The organism is Arthrobacter sp. P2b (assembly GCF_900168295.1).
Lineage (GTDB): Bacteria > Actinomycetota > Actinomycetes > Actinomycetales > Micrococcaceae > Arthrobacter.
Genome location: NZ_FVZL01000001.1, coordinates 871,166 through 888,674, shown reverse-complemented (window position 1 = coordinate 888,674; position 17,509 = coordinate 871,166). Strand labels below are relative to the sequence as shown.

At 65.7% G+C, this 17,509-nt stretch carries 17 protein-coding genes and 1 tRNA gene; 15 read left to right on the top strand and 3 right to left on the bottom strand.

Features of this window, described 5'->3' with window-relative positions; translation table 11 throughout:
* Nucleotides 1-3: 3 nt before the first annotated feature.
* The 15 genes from B5520_RS03925 (at nt 4) to B5520_RS03855 (ending at nt 14,590) form a co-directional block, all read left to right on the top strand.
* On the top strand, nt 4-411 hold the full coding sequence (locus B5520_RS03925) for a cytidine deaminase (protein WP_176156756.1): 408 nt from the start codon (nt 4-6) through the stop codon (nt 409-411).
* Nucleotides 408-1,724, top strand: coding sequence for a thymidine phosphorylase (locus B5520_RS03920; RefSeq protein ID WP_079595720.1), 1,317 nt, complete (start codon nt 408-410; stop codon nt 1,722-1,724). The genes B5520_RS03925 and B5520_RS03920 overlap by 4 nt, the downstream gene beginning before the upstream one ends.
* A 6-nt stretch (nt 1,725-1,730) precedes the next feature.
* Nucleotides 1,731-2,360 carry a DedA family protein gene (locus tag B5520_RS03915; RefSeq protein WP_079595719.1) on the top strand — a complete coding sequence of 210 codons (630 nt, stop codon included), beginning with the start codon at nt 1,731-1,733 and terminating at the stop codon, nt 2,358-2,360.
* A 212-nt stretch (nt 2,361-2,572) separates the two neighbouring features.
* A complete protein-coding gene (locus B5520_RS03910; protein WP_079595718.1) occupies nt 2,573-3,292 on the top strand; it encodes a DedA family protein in 720 nt (239 codons plus the stop codon).
* 42 nt (nt 3,293-3,334) lie between these two features.
* On the top strand, nt 3,335-4,465 hold the full coding sequence (locus tag B5520_RS03905; RefSeq protein WP_079595717.1) for an adenosine deaminase: 1,131 nt from the start codon (nt 3,335-3,337) through the stop codon (nt 4,463-4,465).
* A gap of 100 nt (nt 4,466-4,565) precedes the next feature.
* Complete coding sequence (locus B5520_RS03900) at nt 4,566-5,153, top strand: MazG nucleotide pyrophosphohydrolase domain-containing protein (protein ID WP_079595893.1); 588 nt, start codon at nt 4,566-4,568, stop codon at nt 5,151-5,153.
* 117 nt (nt 5,154-5,270) lie between these two features.
* On the top strand, nt 5,271-6,551 hold the full coding sequence (gene eno / locus B5520_RS03895; protein WP_079595716.1) for a phosphopyruvate hydratase: 1,281 nt from the start codon (nt 5,271-5,273) through the stop codon (nt 6,549-6,551).
* 71 nt (nt 6,552-6,622) lie between these two features.
* Nucleotides 6,623-7,300 (top strand): FtsB family cell division protein, encoded by a 678-nt coding sequence (locus B5520_RS03890; RefSeq protein WP_079595715.1) that lies wholly within the window; start codon nt 6,623-6,625, stop codon nt 7,298-7,300.
* A gap of 28 nt (nt 7,301-7,328) precedes the next feature.
* Nucleotides 7,329-8,000, top strand: coding sequence for a DUF501 domain-containing protein (locus B5520_RS03885; protein ID WP_079595714.1), 672 nt, complete (start codon nt 7,329-7,331; stop codon nt 7,998-8,000).
* Nucleotides 7,997-8,959, top strand: coding sequence for a Ppx/GppA phosphatase family protein (locus B5520_RS03880; protein ID WP_079595713.1), 963 nt, complete (start codon nt 7,997-7,999; stop codon nt 8,957-8,959). The genes B5520_RS03885 and B5520_RS03880 overlap by 4 nt, the downstream gene beginning before the upstream one ends.
* A gap of 6 nt (nt 8,960-8,965) precedes the next feature.
* A complete protein-coding gene (locus B5520_RS03875) occupies nt 8,966-10,348 on the top strand; it encodes a S8 family serine peptidase (RefSeq protein ID WP_079595712.1) in 1,383 nt (460 codons plus the stop codon).
* 53 nt (nt 10,349-10,401) lie between these two features.
* Nucleotides 10,402-11,874, top strand: a complete 1,473-nt coding sequence (locus B5520_RS03870; RefSeq protein WP_079595711.1) for an NAD(P)/FAD-dependent oxidoreductase — start codon at nt 10,402-10,404, stop codon at nt 11,872-11,874.
* Nucleotides 11,875-11,980: 106 nt separating this feature from the next.
* Nucleotides 11,981-12,925, top strand: a complete 945-nt coding sequence (locus B5520_RS03865) for an N-acetyltransferase (protein WP_079595710.1) — start codon at nt 11,981-11,983, stop codon at nt 12,923-12,925.
* 20 nt (nt 12,926-12,945) lie between these two features.
* A tRNA-Leu gene (locus B5520_RS03860) sits at nt 12,946-13,019 on the top strand.
* A gap of 218 nt (nt 13,020-13,237) precedes the next feature.
* On the top strand, nt 13,238-14,590 hold the full coding sequence (locus tag B5520_RS03855; protein WP_079595709.1) for an ABC transporter substrate-binding protein: 1,353 nt from the start codon (nt 13,238-13,240) through the stop codon (nt 14,588-14,590).
* Nucleotides 14,591-14,661: 71 nt separating this feature from the next.
* Here B5520_RS03855 and B5520_RS03850 read toward each other — a convergent pair whose 3' ends face one another.
* Genes B5520_RS03850 through B5520_RS03840 form a run of 3 tightly spaced genes read right to left on the bottom strand, consistent with a single transcriptional unit; the run spans nt 14,662 to nt 17,503 of the window.
* Nucleotides 14,662-15,438 carry an ABC transporter ATP-binding protein gene (locus B5520_RS03850; protein WP_079595708.1) on the bottom strand — a complete coding sequence of 259 codons (777 nt, stop codon included), beginning with the start codon at nt 15,436-15,438 and terminating at the stop codon, nt 14,662-14,664.
* Entirely contained in the window at nt 15,435-16,538 is a 1,104-nt protein-coding gene (locus B5520_RS03845; protein ID WP_079595707.1) for an ABC transporter ATP-binding protein, read from the bottom strand. Before B5520_RS03845 ends, B5520_RS03850 begins: the two co-directional genes overlap by 4 nt.
* The gene (locus B5520_RS03840; RefSeq protein WP_079595706.1) at nt 16,535-17,503 is read right to left on the bottom strand and encodes a branched-chain amino acid ABC transporter permease; all 969 of its coding nucleotides are present in this window, start codon (nt 17,501-17,503) and stop codon (nt 16,535-16,537) included. The genes B5520_RS03845 and B5520_RS03840 overlap by 4 nt, the downstream gene beginning before the upstream one ends.
* Between the last annotated feature and the right edge of the window lie 6 nt (nt 17,504-17,509).

Genomic DNA, 17,509 nt, shown 5'->3' with positions numbered 1-17,509 from the left:
GCCGTGGAACCCGCAACCACCGTGGACTGGCAAGCCCTGGAGGCAGCCGCCGTCGCCGCAATGCAGAATGCCTACGCTCCGTACTCGAAGTTTCCCGTGGGGGCTGCGGCCCTCACCGGCGACGGCCGGATTGTCAGTGGCTGCAACGTGGAGAACGCGAGTTACGGCTTGACCCTCTGTGCGGAATGCGCCCTGGTGGGCAACCTGCACATGACCGGCGGCGGGCTGCTGCGGGCCTTCTATTGCGTGGACGGCAGCGGAAACATCCTGATGCCCTGCGGCCGCTGCCGCCAGCTGCTGTACGAATTCCGCGCCCCGGGCATGGAACTTATGACCACCCAAGGCATTAAAACCATGGACCAGGTGCTGCCTGACGCCTTCGGTCCCGAACACCTGGAGGAAACCCGGTGACAGACAAGAAAGCCGAAGCGTTCGACGCGGTGGACATCATCCGCGTCAAGCGCGACAAGGGGACGCTGACCCCGGAACAGATCGATTGGACCATCGACGCCTACACCCGGGGAGCGATTGCGGACGAGCAGATGGCTGCACTCAACATGGCCATCCTGCTCAACGGCATGAACCGCACCGAAATCGCACGTTGGACAGCGGCGATGATCGCCTCCGGCGAGACGATGGACTTTTCCAGCCTGCGCCGGCCGGACGGCGGCCTGAAGTACACCTCTGACAAGCACTCCACCGGCGGCGTGGGGGACAAGATCACGTTGCCCCTGGCCCCGCTGGTGGCGGTGTTCGGCGTCGCCGTCCCGCAGCTCTCCGGCCGGGGGCTGGGCCACACGGGCGGCACCCTTGACAAGCTCGAATCCATCCCCGGCTGGCGTGCCGCCCTGAGCAACGAGGAGATGCTGGCCCAGCTCCAGGACGTGGGCGCGGTGATCTGCGCAGCCGGCGCCGGCCTTGCGCCGGCGGACAAGAAGCTGTACGCCCTGCGGGACGTCACCGGAACCGTCGAAGCCATTCCGCTGATTGCCTCATCCATCATGAGCAAGAAAATCGCCGAGGGCACCGGCTCCCTGGTCCTGGACGTCAAGGTGGGCAGCGGCGCGTTCATGAAGGACGAAGCCTCGGCAAGGGAACTCGCTGAAACCATGGTGGCCCTGGGCAAGGACGCGGGCGTGAATACCGTTGCCCTGCTCACCAACATGGACACCCCGCTGGGCCTCACCGCGGGCAACGCCATCGAAGTTGAGGAATCCGTCGAGGTGCTTGCCGGCGGCGGGCCCTCCGATGTTGTGGAGCTGACCGTCCGGCTGGCGGAGGAGATGCTCGCCTGCGCCGGAGTCCACGACGCCGACCCCGCGGCCGCGTTGAAGGACGGACGGGCGATGGACGTGTGGAACCGGATGATTGAGGCCCAGGGCGGCGACCCGCATGCACAGCTGCCCGTCGCCCGGGAATCCGACGTGGTCTATGCCCCGGCGGACGGCGTGCTCGTGGAGCTCGACGCGCTCGCCGTCGGCGTGGCCGCATGGCGGCTGGGAGCAGGCCGGGCCCGCAAGGAAGACGCAGTGCAGGCCGGGGCCGGCGTCCGGATGCATGCCAAACCCGGTGCGGTGGTCCGCGCCGGCGAGCCCCTGATGACACTGCTCACCGATACCCCGGAACGGTTCGCCCGCGCCCGGGAAGCGCTCGAGCACGCAGTGGTCATCGCCCCCGAAGGATCCCGTCCGGCCCAGCGACTGATCATCGACCGAATAGCATAAGAACCCATGCAGGCCATCAATGACTTCATCCTTGCCGCAGCCGGACAACCCTGGGTGCTTTTCCTGGTTCTGGCATGCTGTGTCATTGACGGCTTTTTCCCGCCGATTCCGAGCGAGTCGGTGGTGGTGGGACTGGCGGCCGTGGCTGCCACGGCCGACGTCCCCAATCCCTGGGTCCTGATGCTGGTGGCCGCCCTGGGCGCCTTCTCCGGGGACAACATCGCCTATCTGATCGGTCGCCGGGTGGGTACCACCAGGTGGTCCTGGATGCGCGGTCCCCGGATGCAGAGCGCCTTCCGGTGGGCCGGCGCAGAATTGCGGAAACGTCCAGCCTCGCTGATCCTGGTGGCCCGGTTCGTCCCGATCGGCCGCGTGGCCGTCAACCTGACGGCGGGGGCCACGCGCTACCACCACGCGCGTTTCCTGGGTTTGACTGCCCTCTCGGCCGTTCTCTGGGGGGCGTACTCCGTGGGGATCGGGCTGTTCTTCGGGCAGTGGTTCGAGGAAAACCACCTTCTGGGAGCGGCCATCGCCATCGTCTGCGCCGTGGCACTGGGCATCGTGGTGGACCTGGTGATTAACCGGGTCCGGCGGAAAACCCCCGTCGTGGAACGGATGCGGGAACCCGAGGCCTGACGCGGTATGTCACCCCCTTGGCGGAGGCCCTTAAGCCCTGAAGATCACCCGCAGGGACGATGATGCCGCGGCGTCTTCCCCGATACCGTGAGGTGGGTGTTCCCGGGGCCGGGGCGTAGCGAACGACGCCCCGGCCGTGGGACACTTAGGAACGATTTCCGCTATGGCAGCGTCGCTTTGGCTGCGTCATCTTTGTCTAGGAGCAAGACCGCGTGGAGTTTATTAATGAGGCCGTGCTCCATGCAGCGGGCCAGTGGTGGATTTACCCCATCCTGCTGGTGTTTTTCTTCGTGGACGGCTTCGCGATGGTGGTCCCCAGCGAAACCCTCATCGTGGCCCTCGCGGCCTTCTCCAGGCACAGCGGGGAACCCAACCTGTGGATCCTCGGAACAACCGCCCTGATCGGCGCCATCGCCGGCGACAACATGGCCTTTATGCTGGGACGCCGGATCGGGCTTGACCGCTGGAAATGGATGCGCCGTCCCAAGGTCAAGAAGGCCTTCGGCTGGGCCCGCTATGAACTGGACAAGCGCGGGGCCGTGCTGATCTTCACCGCCCGCTACATTCCCTGGGGCCGGGTGGCTGTCAACTATGTTGCCGGAAGCACGGGCTTTGGCCACCGCCGCTTTTTCCTGCTGGACGCCTTTGCCTGTGTCACGTGGGTGGGCTACTCCATCGGCATTGGCCTGCTGGCCAGCTCCTTCCCCTGGCTGCACCACAACCCGCTGCTCAGTGCCGGCATCGCGGTAGTGTTCGCCATCGTCCTGGGCATCCTCATCGACCACCTGCTCCGCTGGTGGCATAAGCATCTTGCGCGCAACGACGCCGAAGAAGTGGACGAATGGCTCGACGGCGGCCCGTCCGGCGCGCGTGACGGCAAGGGCGGGTCAACGATTCTCGCCCCGTCCGCAGACGGCGGACCGGCAGCCTGACAGCGGCTGGCTTTGAGTCCCGGCCCACCCTAAGGTGGGAACGTGACTGAGCCTATTGTTGACGCTGCCCCTGCCCTCGATTTTGACCTGAAGAGCCTGCCCAAGGTTTCACTTCACGACCACCTGGACGGGGGCCTCCGTCCAGCCACCATCATCGAACTGGCTGAAGCCGTTGGCCACACCCTCCCCTCGACCGATCCCGTTGCCTTGGGCCAGTGGTTCCGCGAGTCTGCCGACTCAGGTTCCCTGGTCCGCTACCTGGAGACGTTCGACCACACCGTGGCCGTCATGCAGACGCGCGAAGGCCTGGTCCGGGTGGCCAAGGAATTCGTCGAGGACCTTGCCGATGACGGCGTGGTGTACGGCGAAGTAAGGTGGGCACCCGAACAGCACCTGCAGAAGGGGCTCACTCTGGACGAAGCCGTGGAAGCAGTCCAGGAAGGCCTCGAAGCCGGCGTCGAAGCAGTTGGCGAGAGCGGCCGCGAAATCCAGGTGGGCCAGCTCATCACGGCCATGCGCCACGCAGACCGCGGCCAGGAGATCGCCGAGCTCGCCGTCCGCCACCGCAACAAGGGTGCCGTGGGCTTTGACATCGCCGGAGCAGAGGACGGCTTCCTGCCGTCGCGCTTCAAGGACGCCTTCACGTACCTGGCACAGCAGAACTTCCCCGCCACCGTGCACGCCGGCGAGGCCGCCGGGCTGGAAAGCATCCAGTCAGCACTGGTGGACGGCCGCGCGCTGCGGCTGGGACACGGCGTCCGGATCGCTGAGGACATCATGGTGGAATTCGACGACGACGCCGAGGACACCATCGGCCTGGTCACCCTGGGGGATCTCTCCAGCTGGATCCGCGACCGCGGCATCGCACTGGAGATCTGCCCCTCCTCGAACCTGCAGACCGGTGCCATCGCCGCCTTCGGCGACGGCATCGACAGCCACCCCCTGGACATGCTCTACCAGCTGGGCTTCAACGTCACCATCAACACCGACAACCGGCTGATGAGCGGCGTCACCCTCACGGACGAGTTCGACCTCCTGGTGGAAACGTTCGACTACGACCTTGACGACCTGCTCGAGCTCACCCTGAACGCCGCCGAGGCTTCCTTCCTGCCCCTGGAGGAGAAGGAGGCGCTGGTGGAGTACATCAACGACGCCTACGCCAACCTTGGCTGACAATGCCGCCGGCGGCTCCTCCATCGGGGAGCCGCCGGGTAGTTCGCCGCTCGGGGAGCTGCTGGGGAAGATCGCGGCCCTGCGCGAACATTGTCCCTGGATGGGGGCGCTGACCCACGCCTCGCTGGTGGAATACCTCCTCGAGGAGGCCTACGAAGTAGCCGAAACCATCGAGACCGGAAATCCCAACGCCGAACTCCAGGGCGAGCTGGGCGATGTCCTGCTCCAGGTGGTGCTCCACGCCCGGCTCGCCGAGGAGCGCGGGGCGTTTACGTTCGACGACGTCGCGCGCGGCCTGGGTGCCAAAATGGTCCGCCGGAACCCGCATGTCTTCCGGCCGGACGGCTCGCTGCAGGACAGCTTTCCCGCGACGGTTGACCAGATTGTCCGTAAGTGGGACGCGGTCAAGCGGGCGGAGCATCCGGCACGCTCCAATCCCTTCGAGGGGATTCCCCAGGCGCTCCCGGCACTGGCACGGGCACAAAAGTCTGTGGACCGGGCGGCCCGCGCGGGCGCGCCGTTGCCTCCTCCGGCTCCCATTCCGGAAACGGAGGACGAGCTCGGGGAGCAGCTCCTCGCCGTCGTGCGTTCAGCCCACGCTGCCGGATTCGACGCAGAGCGCGCCCTGCGTGGCGCCGTGCGCCGCTACCAGCAGGGGCACCGTAGGCCCAACACGGCATCATCATGACGCAGTGGCTGGATAGGTTTCCGTAACCCGCACCACTCTCGACTACGCTGGTCTCTGACGAGTACGTCGAGTCTTTCTGCAAGATCCCCCCGTTAATCGCCCATAAGGAGCAAATTCATGGCGCTTATCGATGCCATCCACGCCCGCGAGATCCTCGATTCCCGTGGCAACCCGACCGTAGAAGTTGAAGTTCTGCTCTCCGACGGCCAGATCGGCCGCGCAGCAGTTCCCTCCGGCGCTTCCACCGGCGAGCACGAGGCCGTTGAACTGCGTGACGGCGACAAGGGCCGTTACCTCGGCAAGGGCGTCCAGAAGGCTGTTGACGCGATCATCGACCAGATCGCTCCGGCCCTGACCGGCTTCGACGCCACCGACCAGCGCAGCATTGACCAGGCCATGCTGGACCTGGACGGCACCCCCAACAAGGGCAAGCTGGGCGCCAACGCCATCCTGGGCGTTTCCCTGGCCGTTGCCAATGCTGCCGCAGCTTCCGCCGACCTGCCCCTCTACAAGTACCTGGGCGGTCCCAACGCCCACGTCCTGCCGGTCCCGCTGATGAACATCCTCAATGGCGGCTCCCACGCCGACTCCGACGTCGACATCCAGGAATTCATGGTTGTCCCGCTGGGTGCCGAGACCTTCTCCGAGGGCCTGCGCTGGGGCGTTGAGGTTTACCACGCCCTCAAGTCCGTCCTGAAGGAAAAGGGCCTGGCCACCGGCCTGGGCGACGAAGGCGGCTTCGCGCCGAACCTGCCGTCCAACCGTGCAGCATTGGACCTGATCCAGGAAGCCATCAAGAACGCGGGCTACACCCCGGGCAAGGACATCGCCCTGGCCCTTGACGTTGCCTCCTCCGAGTTCTTCACCGACGGTGCCTACCAGTTCGAAGGCAAGTCGCTGACCTCCGCCGAGATGAGCGCCTACTACACCGAACTCGTTGCCGACTACCCGCTGGTCTCCATCGAGGACCCGCTGGACGAAAACGACTGGGACGGCTGGAAGACCCTCACCGACTCCATCGGTGACAAGGTCCAGCTGGTTGGTGACGACCTGTTCGTCACCAACCCGTCCATCCTGCAGCGCGGCATCGACACCAAGACCGCCAACTCGCTGCTGGTCAAGGTCAACCAGATCGGCTCCCTCACGGAGACCCTGGACGCCGTCAGCCTGGCCCAGCGCGCCGGTTACACCACCATCACCTCGCACCGCTCCGGCGAGACCGAGGACACCACGATCGCCGACATCTCGGTGGCCACCAACGCCGGCCAGATCAAGACCGGCGCACCGGCACGCTCCGAGCGTGTTGCAAAGTACAACCAGCTTCTGCGCATCGAAGAGGAACTCGACGACGCCGCACGCTACGCAGGCCGCAGCGCGTTCCCGCGTTTCAAGGGCTAGTAGCCGCGTAAGCCAACAAACGGTGGCTATGGTTGAAAGACCATAGCCACCGTTGCTGTTTCAGGAGTGTCATGGCTACCCGCCGTCCCAAAGTCCCCAAGGTCGCCCCCACCCGCCAAGCCAGGGAAACCTCCGACGGCGCCGAAATCATCCAGGCGGACTTCCGCTCCGGCAAGGACAAGGCGGGGCAGGAGGTCCATGCCGGCAGGGCGGGCGGCGCCGCGACCGGCAGCGCCTCGACGGGGAAGGCCGGTTCAGTCACTGCCGGATCCCGCCCCAAAGCCGGAGCTCCGGCCGGGAGCAAGGGGAGCAGCGCGGCCGCCGGCGCCGCGGAACCTGCCGCCGGGGAGGACCAGCACCCCGTTCCGGCGAAGGCATTCTCGGGCCGGATGCTGGCACTGGCCGTGGTGATGATTGCCATCACCGTCATGCTGGCGCCCACCGTCAAGATCTTCTTCGACAAGAAGGCTGAGATCGACGCCCTGAACGCCGACATCGCTGCCCGTGAAGCTGAAGGTGACGTGCTGCGCCAGCAGGTTTCCCGCTGGCAGGACCCGAACTACGTGAAACAGCAGGCCCGCGACCGCATTAACATGGTTATGCCGGGCGAAACCGGCTACTGGGTTTTTGGCAGCGATGTGCCCGCCGGGGAAACCAGTGGCCAGTCCGGTGCAGCAGCACAAGACCCCGCCGATCTGCCGTGGGTGGATTCCCTGTGGGAGTCCATTACGCGCGCGGCCACAGACTGAACCGCAAAAGGAAGGACGGCCCGCGACAGTGGAACACAACACGGCAGCCGCCCGGGAGGAATCCCGCCAACCATCACCGCATGACCTTGAAGTACTGAGCCGGCAGCTGGGACGGCCGGTGCGTGACGTGGTGGAGATTCCTGCGCGCTGCGTCTGCGGCAACCCGCTCGTGGCGGCCACCGCTCCGCGCCTGAGTAACGGCACCCCGTTCCCCACCACGTTCTACCTCACACATCCGGTCATCACCTCCGCGGTGTCCCGGCTCGAGGCGGCCGGTGTCATGAACGACATGAACGGGCAGTTGACTGCTGACGCTGAACTCGCTGCGGCATACCGCTCCGCCCACGACGCCTACCTGGCCGCGCGCGACGCTATCGGCCAGCGCTCGGGCATCGGCGCTGTCCCCGAAATCGACGGAATTTCCGCCGGCGGCATGCCTACGCGCGTCAAATGCCTGCACGTCCTGGTAGGCCATTCATTGGCCGCCGGCCCGGGGGTCAATCCGCTGGGCGACGAGGCGCTGCTCCAGATCCGGGAATGGTGGACCACGGACAAATGCTATTGCGACGGCGCCTGGGACACCACCGGCGAGGCACCTTCACGGGACCTCAGCCGCCACGGACCGCAGGGCCTGCCGGACATCGTGGGCCGCCCCGCACCTGTCCGCAAGTCCGCCAACCCTGCCGAGGCACAACAATGACCCGCGCCGGAACCACCCGGGTGGCCGCCATCGACTGCGGCACCAACTCCATCCGCCTCCTCATCGCGGATATCGACCGCAGCGACGGCACCAGCACCCTCACGGATGTAGTACGCGAAATGCGGGTGGTGCGCCTTGGCCAGGGCGTTGACGCCACCGGCGAGCTCGCCCCCGAAGCACTCGAGCGAACGTTCGCGGCGACAGCCGACTACGCGCAGCTGATCCGCGAACACCGCGCCGAAGCTGTCCGCTTCGTGGCAACGTCTGCCAGCAGGGATGCCCGGAATCGGGACGTCTTCGTGGACGGCATCCGCGACCTACTGGGGGTGGAGCCGGAAGTGATTTCCGGCGACGAGGAAGCCTCTCTGTCCTTTGCCGGCGCCAGCAGCGTCCTGCCCATCCTGGACGGCCACGAAGTCCTGGTGGTGGACCTCGGCGGCGGAAGCACCGAGTTCGTCCTGGGCACCGCAGGAGGAGTCACGGCGGCCAAATCCGTGGACATCGGATGTGTCCGCCTGACGGAACGGCACCTGCGCAACGATCCGCCAACCGCCGAACAGATAGCAGCGGCGGAAGCCGACGTGGACGCTGCCATCGCCCGCGCCGGACAGGACGTTCCGCTGGAACGCGCCACCGCCGTCGTCGGCGTTGCCGGCTCCATCACCACCATCACAGCGCACGCTATGAAGCTGCCGGAATACTCGCCGGACGCGATTCACGGCACCGAGCTGCCCATCGACACCGTGCGAGCCGCCTCCACAGATCTTCTGGAAATGGTCCGCTCGGAGCGGGCCGCGCTGCCGTACATGCACCCGGGACGGGTGGACGTCATTGGGGCGGGCGGCCTGGTCTGGCGCAGGATCCTGGAACGGATGGGCGGGCTCAGCGGCGGGCGGATCACCACGGCAACGGCCAGCGAGCACGACATCCTCGACGGCATCGCCCTGAGCATCGGCTGATTTTAGATGCAGCCTTCCACGAAACCCATGCTGCAGAAAACAGGATCGGCGGCGCTTGCCCTGGTCCTCGCTGCCTGCTGCCTTTGTACCGGACTCTTCACTCCGCCCGCAGCGCACGCCGACGAATGGCGGGACAAACAGTACTGGCTGGCGGAATCCGGCATCAACAAGGCGTGGGAGGTGTCCAAGGGCGCCGGCGTTAAAGTAGCCATCATCGACAGCGGCGTGGACGCCCAGCACCCGGACCTCAAGGGAGCGGTGGCAGGCGGTTACGACGCTTCCGGCTCGGGCCAGCCCGACGGCCAGAAAAGCGTCGGCATCAAGCCCGAACACGGCACCCTGGTGGCCACCATGCTCGCCGGCCGCGGCCACCAGCCTGCAAACGCTACGCCCACCGCCACCCCCGGGCCGGCGCCGGTGGCTCCGGACGGAATCATGGGCGTTGCCCCGGAGGCACAGATCCTCTCTGTATCCACTTGGCTGGGTTCCCCGAATCCTTCCGGGAAAAGCGACCAGGACCAGATTCCGGAAGCAGTCCGCTGGGCGGTGGACAACGGTGCCAAGGTCATCAACATTTCGCTCGGCAGCACCACACCCCAGTGGCCGCAAAGCTGGGATGCAGCCTTCCTGTATGCAGAACAGAAGGACGTGGTGATCGTTGCCGCGGCCGGCAACCGGATCGGCGGAAACACCCAGGTGGGCGCTCCGGCCACCATCCCGGGCGTCCTCACCGTCGCAGGCCTGGACCGCAAGGGGGCCGCAAGTGTTGATGCGTCATCCCAGGGCATCAGCATCGGCGTCGCCGCGCCGGCCGAGAACCTCCTGGGCGGCCTGCCCGGCGGCAGCTATGCCGAGTGGGCGGGGACCTCAGGATCCGCCCCCATCGTGGCAGGAGTCGCAGCTCTGATCCGCTCCAAGTGGCCGGCCATGTCCGCCGAGCAGGTCATCAACCGCATCGTTTCCACGGCCAAGGACGCCGGAGCACCGGGCAAGGATCCCCTGTACGGATTCGGCGTCCTGAATGCCGAGGCCGCGCTCAAGGACGAGGTCCCCGAAGCCAAGAGCAACCCGCTGGGCTCCATCGCCGAATGGATCCGTGTCCACCGGCGGGGCAACCTGGCCACTCCCGCCCCGCTGCCCACGGCTGCTGTGCCCAGCGCAGTGCCGACGCTTCCGGAAGCCACCGTGCCTGCCGCGGAGGCGCCCTCACAGCGGGACAGTGCCATCGGCGCCGCCGTCGTGATCGGATTCGCCCTCCTGTTCGTGGCGATCATTGCGGCAGCGGTTGTCCAGTTGCGGCGGGCGGCCAGGGACCCGGCACTGGCTGCGGAGGAGCAGGAAACAGGCGTCATCGAAAAGGTGGATTCGGGCGGGAAAACGCAACAATAGGGGTCCTTCCCGCAGTTAGTGAAGATTTTCACAAACTGCGCTATCCTTAAACTATGGCAACCACCCCAGAGCTCCAGGACCGTCCCAGGGTACTCGTCGTCGGCGGCGGGTACGTCGGCCTGTACGTAGCACTCAAACTGCAGAAGAAGATCGCGAATGCCGGTGGCATCGTCACCCTCGTGGATCCACTGCCCTACATGACGTACCAGCCCTTCCTCCCCGAGGTAGCAGGCGGCAACATCGAGGCCCGCCACGCGGTTGTGTCCCACCGCCAGCACCTCAAGCAGACCGAACTGATCCAGGGCCGCGTCACCTCGATCGACCACGCCAACCGCACCGCGGTTGTGGCTCCGGCAGACGGCGGCGAGAACTTCGAGGTTCCCTACTTCGACGTCGTCCTGGCCGCAGGTGCCATCACCCGCACCTTCCCCATCAAGGGCCTCGCGGACAAGGGCATTGGCCTGAAGACCATCGAGGAAGCCGTTGCCCTGCGCAACAAGGTCCTGGAGCGCATCGAGGTTGCCTCCACCATGACCGACCCCGCTGCCCGCGCCAAGGCACTCACCTTCGTGGTGGTGGGCGGCGGCTTCGCCGGCATCGAATGCATCACCGAGATGGAGGACCTGGCCCGCGCCGCGGTCCGCAACAACCCCCGGATCAAGCAGGAGGAAGTCCGCTTCGTCCTGGTTGAAGCCATGGGCCGCATTATGCCCGAAGTTACCGCCAAGCAGGCCGAATGGGTTGTGGAGCACCTGCGCAGCCGCGGCATCGAGGTCCTGCTGAACACCTCGCTGGACAGCGCGGAAGGCACCCTCAAGCTCATCAACCTGCCGGACAAGACCCCCGCCCAGGAGTTCGAAGCCGACACCCTCGTATGGACTGCCGGCGTGCAGGCCAACCCCATGGTCCGCTCCACCGACTTCCCGCTGGAGCCCCGCGGCCGCGTCCGCGTCCTCCCGGACCTGCGCGTTGCCGGCGATGAAGGCATCGTGGACAACGCCTGGGCAGCCGGCGACATCGCTGCTGTTCCGGACCTCACCGGCAAGGGCCTGCCCGACGGCACCTGCGTCCCCAACGCCCAGCATGCACTCCGCCAGGCCAAGCGCCTCGCCAAGAACCTGTGGGCTTCGCGGTGGGAGAAGCAGCTGAAGGACTACAAGCACAAGAACCTCGGTGCTGTGGCCGGCTTCGGTGAATGGAAGGGCGTCGCCAACATCAACCTGGTGGGCAGCATCGGCCTCAAGGGCGGACTCGCCTGGCTGGCCCACCGCGGCTACCACGGCATGGCCATGCCCACGTTCGAGCGCAAGTTCCGCGTGATCTTCAACTGGATCATCAGCTTCTTCGCCGGACGCGACACCACCCAGCTGATGGACCTGGACAACCCGCGCGGCGCCTTCGTTGCTGCCGCCACGCCGGCTCCCAAGCCCGCAGCTGCTGCGCCTGCAGCCCCCGCCGCCCCCGCGGCCGGCGGCGGATCCACGGCCGTTGAATCGAAGGAAACGGTCACGGCCCCGGCCAAGTAGTTCTCGACGCCCGACGGCGGCTGTCCCCTTGCGGGGGCGGCCGCCGTTTTGCTTGTGCACGGGAAGATGTCCCGTTGCCGCCTGGCCTGCCTCTTAGACTGGCCTCATGACTGGCGATAGGAACCTGCAGACCCTGCTGGCCGGAATGCGGCCCGTACAGCGAGGCGGGGAGTACGTCTACGTCCTCTGGCCGCACGGGCGCCCGCTGGCAGGCGGCATTGAGGCGGCAGTACGCGAAGCGGAAGGCCTCACTGTGGTGCTGCCCCGGGCCGAGGCGGACAGGCAGGGACTGGCCTACGACTTCGTGGGCGCGTGGATCACGCTGGAGATCCACTCGGCCCTTGAAGCGGTGGGTTTGACCGCCGCCGTCAGCAAAGCCCTGACCGACGCAAGGATCAGTTGCAATGTCCTGGCCGGTTTCCACCATGACCACCTCCTGGTGCCGGTGGCTGACGCACCCCGGGCCCTTGAAGTGCTGGCCGAGCTCTCGGCGCAATACAGTGATGTGCCCCGGCCCGAACTGCTGCTGCGGAACGAAACTCCGGAGGACCGCGATGCCATCCTGGCCCTGACCGCTGAAGCCTTCGCCATATCGCCGGCCACGGGACTGCCGGCAGAGGGCGAGCCGGTGGAAGTGAAAGTGCTTCATGCACTCTTCGATGCCACGGAGTACCTCCCCGGGTTCAGCGTGGTGGCAGTCCTGGACGGGGAAATCGTTGGCCACGTGATCAGCACCCGCGGCTGGGTGGGGGAGCACGAACTCCTGGGACTCGGCCCCATCGGCGTAACTCCCAGGCTGCAGCGGCAGGGGATAGGTTCAGCACTGATGAAGGAGACCATCGCCAGGGCGAATGCTGCGGGGGAGAGCGGAATCGCCCTGCTGGGCAGTCCTGACTACTACTCCCGGTTCGGGTTTGTTCCCGCAGCCTCCTTCGGCGTGGAGTCACCGGAAGCCGCGTGGGGGGATCACTTCCAGCTCCTGCCGCTCGCCCTCTGGCCAGGCGGCGTCCACGGGACGTTCCGGTATGCCGAACCGTTCATGCTCCTCTGACGGGATACCATTGACCCGTTGCCCCAGTAGCCCAATTGGCAGAGGCAGCGGACTTAAAATCCGCGTGTTGTGGGTTCGAGTCCCACCTGGGGTACTTAGGAGATGCCGGCGGCCAAGGCGCTGCCTGGCAGGAGGCCGTCCGCGCTGCGGGCGGCTTCCCCCGTTTAATTCCACATATGCAACGACTGTTATAAGGATGTGACCTCAGTCACTTATCTTCGCCGGGGATATGCATTAGCTTGAAGCTAAATCAGGAACACCTGATTTTTCGCGTCAAAGGCCGTTCGCACCTTTAGATCGAGGAGCTTGTAAATGACTTTATTCCCCCAGGCGGGAACCCGTGTTGCCAAGCTGACAGCGCTTGGCATCGGCGTCGCCTTCATGGTGACGGCTTGCGGCGGTTCGTCCACACCAACGGCGTCCGAAACCGCCACCGGATCAGCGGGCGGAATCGCCTGCCCGGCACCTGAAGGCGGCGGAGGCGCAGCCGCCAGCCAGACTGCGGAATCAGGCTCCGTCCCGGCCTCCACCGGCACCACCGAAACCCCGCTTCGGCTGGGTTCACTGCTGCCCACCACCGGATCCCTGGCCTTCCTCGGCCCGCCCGAAATTGCCGGCGTCAACCTTGGTGTTGACGAGGTCAACAAGGCCGGCGGCGTGCTGGGCAAGCCGATCGAAGTGATCCACCGCGACTCCGGTGACACCAAGACCGACATCGCCACCCAGTCCACGTCCGCGTTGCTGGGCCAGGGCGTCAGCGCCATCATCGGTGCCGCCTCCTCCGGCGTCTCCAAGACGGTCATCAACCAGATCACCGGCGCCGGCGTCGTTCACTTCTCGCCGGCCAACACCTCGCCGGACTTCACCACCTGGGACGACAAGGGCCTGTACTGGCGTACGGCTCCCTCCGACGTCCTCCAGGGCAAGGTGCTGGGCAACTACATGGCTACATGTGGTGCGCAGACCGTTGGCATGATCGTCCTGAACGATGCCTACGGCACGGGCCTGGCGTCCAACGTCAAGTCCGCCTTCGAGGCTGCCGGCGGCCAGGTTGTGGCGGAGGAGCTCTTCAATGAGGGCGACACCCAGTTCAGCAGCCAGGTGGACAAGATCATCGCCGCGAAGCCTGATGCCATCGCCCTGATCACATTCGACCAGGCCAAGAGCATCGTTCCGCTGATGACCGGCAAGGGTGTCCTGCCCACCCAGATGTTCCTCGTGGACGGCAACACGTCCGATTACAGCAAGGACTTCCAGCCGGGCACCCTGAAGGGCGCGCGGGGCACCATCCCGGGCACGTTTGCCCAGGAGGAGTTCAAGAAGAAGCTGCTGGCCATTGACCCGGCACTGAAGGACTACAGCTACGCAGGCGAGTCCTACGACGCCGTCAACCTCATCGCACTGGCAGCGGAATCCGCCGGAAGCACCAAGGGCGTGGATATCGCCGGCAAGCTCAAGGAAGTCTCCGAGGGCGGCGAGAAATGCACCTCCTTCGCAGCCTGCGTCACGCTGATCCGTGAGGGCAAGGACGCCGACTACGACGGCCAGTCCGGACCCGTCACCTTCTCCGACGCCGGCGACCCGACGGAAGCCTACATCGGCATCTACGAGTACCAGGATGACAACAAGTACACCGCAGTCAAGGAAGAGTTCGGCAAGCTCTAGGAATCCTTCCTGAACCAAAGGGAGCCCCCGTCCAACCGGACGGGGGCTCCCTTGTGTTGTGATGTGTGGCGCTACTCGACGGTGTCGGCCAGGGTACCCAGGTAGAGCTGGATGACCTTGGGGTCCTTCATCAGTTCACGGCCGGTGCCGGTGTAGGCATCCCGGCCCTGGTCCAGGACGTAGCCGCGGTCGCAGATCTGCAGGCAGCGGCGGGCGTTCTGTTCCACCATGATCACGGACACGCCGGCACGGTTGATCTCGTGCACGCGCAGGAACGTCTCGTCCTGCTTGACGGGGGAGAGGCCTGCCGAGGGCTCATCCAGCAGCAGCACGGCCGGATCCATCATCAGGGCCCGTCCCATCGCCACCATCTGCCGCTCGCCGCCGGAGAGCGACCCGGCCCGCTGGGCACGGCGCTTTCCAAGCTCAGGGAACAGGCCGGTGACAAAGTCGAACCGCTCGGCGAAGTCCTTGGGCCTCTGGAACATGCCCATCTGGAGGTTCTCCTCGATGGTCAGCGTGGCAAACACGTTGTTGGTCTGCGGGACGAAGCCCACCCCGCGGGAAACCAGTTTGTTTGCCTTCAGCCCCGTGATGTCCTGCCCGCGGACCACGACCGTGCCCGAATGGACCTTCACCAGGCCGAACATGGCCTTCAGGAGTGTTGACTTGCCGGCGCCGTTCGGTCCGATGATGCCGATCAGCTCGCCTTTGCGGGCCTCGATGCTGCAGCCGTTGAGGATGTTGACGCCGGGCAGGTAACCCGCCACGAGGTCCGTGACCTTGACCACGGCCCCGCCGTCGGCGACGGGCTGGGCGGCGGGTGCCGCGCTGGTGCTGCTGCTCATTGGCTGTCCCTCTCTGTGCGGTCTTTCCCGCTGATGTCCCTGTCCGTACTTCCATGCCGGCCGCCGGACGCTTCGCCCTCCGGGACGCCACGCCTCCGCTGGTTTTCGGCCTCGTCGGCCACAACGTCCAGGGAGATGATTCCGGCGTTTTCGGTTCCGACAACGGACTCTTCGTCAGCCACCAGTTCGGCAGCCAGCTCCTTGATGCCCTCGGAGTCGCCCAGGTCGACGTCATGGTGGGCGCCCAGGTAGGCGTCGATGACGGCAGGGTTCTTCATCACCTCGCCCGGGGGACCTTCGGCGACGACTTTTCCTTCCGCCATGACCACAACCCAATCCGCGATGTGCCGGACCATGTGCATGTCGTGTTCGACGAACAGGACAGTCATGCCCTCAGCCTTCAGGTTCTTGATGTGGTCCAGCAGCGACTGCGTCAACGCCGGGTTGACGCCTGCCATGGGCTCGTCCAGCATCACCAGCCTGGGCCGGACCATGAGGGACCGCGCCATCTCCAGAAGCTTGCGCTGGCCGCCGGAAAGGGAGGCCGCGTAATCATCCTTTTTGGCGTCGAGCTTGAACTTCTCCAGCAGGACGTTGGCCTGGGCGGTGATCTCTTTCTCGCGGCCGCCCCACATGCCCTTGAAAAGGGCCTTGGAAAGGCGTTCACCGGGCTGGTTGGAGGCGCCGAGCCGCATGTTTTCCATGACCGTCAACTTGCCCATGACCTTGGTGAGCTGGAAAGTGCGCACCATGCCCATGCGTGCCACCTTGTAGGGCGATACGCCGGCGATGCTTTGGCCCTCGAACTGCCACTTGCCGCTGTTGGGCGTATCAAATCCGGTGAGCAGGTTGAAGAGGGTGGTTTTGCCTGCACCGTTGGGACCAATCAGTGCCGTGATTTTGTGCCGGGGAATTTCCAGGTATTCGACGTCCACGGCGTTGATGCCGCCGAAGCTTCGCGTCACGTTCTCCGCGACGACAATGGGATCCCGCTTCTTGCACCCGGGACCGGTTTCGCCGGCCGCGATGGGCCGGTTGTCTGTCATGTAATCCGGCTCGCCCCCGCCGGCAGTTGTTCGTTCTTCGCTGTGCATGCTCATGCGAACGCCAGCTCCTTCTTGTTTCCGAAGACGCCCTGGGGTCTGAAAATCATCAGTAGCATCAGGGCGACGCCAACCAGGATGTAGCGCAGCTGTCCCGCCTGGACGGTGTTCAGCCACGTGACGGCGCCCGACTCGATCAGGCCATACAGGATGCCCTGGGTCAGTGACAGGACAACCCAGAAGATCATGGCGCCGATGACGGGGCCAAGGACGGTGCCCAGGCCGCCCAGGAGGAGGCACGTATAGAGGAAGAACGTCAGCTCGGTGCCGTAGTTCGCCGGCTGCACTGCTCCGCGGGGAAGGGTGAAGATCATGCCTGCGAGGGCTCCGAGCACACCGCCGATGATCAGTGCCTGCATCTTGTAGGCGTAGACGTTCTTGCCCAGGGACCGTACGGCGTTCTCATCCTCGCGGATGCCCTTCAGGACACGGCCCCAGGGGCTGCGCATCAACAGCCACACGAGGGTGCAGCACAGGGCAACCAGTGCCCAGCCCACCACGCGGATGAAGAAGTCGCGGTTGTTCATGCCGAAGTAGGAGCCCTCGGGGAAGGGGTTCATGGCGTAGAAGCCGCCTTCGAACGCCGCCAGCCCGTTGGCGGAACCGGTCACGGATGTGAGCTGGTTGGTGGTGACGATGTACCGGACAATTTCCGCGGCCGCGATGGTAACGATGGCCAGGTAGTCTGCCCGGAGCCTCAGCGTGGGGATACCGAGCAGCAGGGCAAAGATTGCCGAGGCGATGATGGCAATCAGCAGCCCAACGAAGAACGGCACGCCGAAGGTCAGGGTGGAGATGGCAAATCCGTAGGCCCCCACCGCCATAAAGCCGGCCTGGCCAAAGTTCAGCAGGCCGGAATAGCCGAAGTGCACGGCGAGGCCCAGGGCAGCCAGTGCATAGGCGGCCGTTGTCGGGCTGAAAATTTCGCTGGCAGCGCTGGCAAGAATGAATCCAAAATCCATGGCTGT